Here is a 1,399-nt window from a genome sequence, read left to right on the forward strand (position 1 = left end):
CCCAATACCGTTTACTTAAGAAGTTTGGGTATTCGTTTGAGTGGCCAGCCTGACATCTTGCGTTTCACTACGCGGGGGTTGGTCCGTTGTCGGCGTGGTGGCAGGAGGTCGTGGAGGATCTCGCCGCTGAAGCTGGCGAAGGCTTTTTTGAGTCGGTCAGGGGGAAAAAGCCGGGCGGTCGGCGAGGGTTCGCCGGGCTGCCCGGAGGGTGCGTGTGAAGGAAAATCGTAAGGGATCTTCCTCGAACAGCAGGGCGACCTCGCCGATGAGGGACCGCAGGGCGTAGTGGACGCAGAGGTAGCCGTAGATTTCCTGGAGGACCCCGTCTGGGGTTTTGGAGCGCAGGACGATTCCGGGGCCGCGCTGGTGGGTTTTGAGTTCGTCAAAGCAGGACTCGATTTCCCAGCGCCGCCCGTAGAGGTCTGCCAGGTCCTGTGCCGGTGCTGTGTCCGGGTCCAGGATGGTGGTGATGAGGCGGAAATCGCTGGCGTTCTCGCCGGTGGTGACGGTGTATTCGATCACCCGGACGGGGATTGCGTCCGTGTTGTTCCGGCGGGCCTTGGGGTTGGCGTAGACCGCCGATCGGTACGAGCCGTCGGGCAGTTCCTCGAGCACCGGCAGGACATTGTTCGCGCGCATCCGCCACAACAGTGCCGCGCCGGTTGCGGCGCTGTCCCTCCAGGCGTGGTAACTGAAGAACCCGCGGTCGGCCATCAGCAGCATGGAGGCGTCCAGGTCCGCGTGGAGCCCCGGGAACATGTCCTGCTCGGCCGTGTCGTAGCCGGCGACCACGGCCCCGATCACCGCGTGCGTGCCGCACTCCACGAGTCCGAGCACCCGCGCCTGCGGGTACGCGCTCTTGATCAAGGTGGCCGTCCCTGGCCGTCCGTAGTACTTCTCGTTCGCGGGCGTATCTGCGATGTCCAGGCACGTCCCGTCAACGCTGACCAGCCGCCAGTCCTTGTAAAATCCGCTGCTTCCCGGTGCTGCGAGGGGCTTGGCGACCTCCGCGAAGAGTTCAGCCATCACCGTCGGGCCAAGCCGCGTGCGCGCCTTGAAAATCGCGGCTTTCGTCGGCATCTGCCAATCCCTGAAACGGCCCGTGATCCACTCCATGCCCGCCAGCAGCGACCGCATCACCTCTTCATACGAGCCGGCCGCGAACAAGGCCATAGCCATCACGTAATAGACCATCAGCCGCGACGGCAGCAGCCTGTTCCGCATCTGGGCCGCCCCGGTGCGTGCGATCACCCGGTCGACCACATCGGGTGGGAAGGCCCGCGTCAGGACACCCAGAGAGACGTGATCACTCAGACGTTCCGGGGTTTCGGGCTTAATCCATCCGCTGCGAGCCATACCGCAACATTAACAGAACCTACGCTAAGTAAACGGTATTGGG

At 63.8% G+C, this 1,399-nt stretch carries 1 protein-coding gene; it reads right to left on the minus strand.

What is annotated here, in order from left to right; genetic code table 11:
• Positions 1–156: 156 nt before the first annotated feature.
• Positions 157–1,356, minus strand: coding sequence for an IS4 family transposase (locus NG698_RS21570; protein ID WP_252603849.1), 1,200 nt, complete (start codon positions 1,354–1,356; stop codon positions 157–159).
• Positions 1,357–1,399 lie beyond the last annotated feature (43 nt).

This window comes from Pseudarthrobacter raffinosi, from assembly GCF_023913735.1.
In the GTDB taxonomy this organism is placed as follows: Bacteria; Actinomycetota; Actinomycetes; order Actinomycetales; family Micrococcaceae; genus Arthrobacter; species Arthrobacter raffinosi.

Bases quoted from the DNA above. Each gene is read 5' to 3' on its own strand.
- NG698_RS21570 (WP_252603849.1), bottom strand. From the start codon at position 1,356: ATGGCTCGCAGCGGATGGATTAAGCCCGAAACCCCGGAACGTCTGAGT.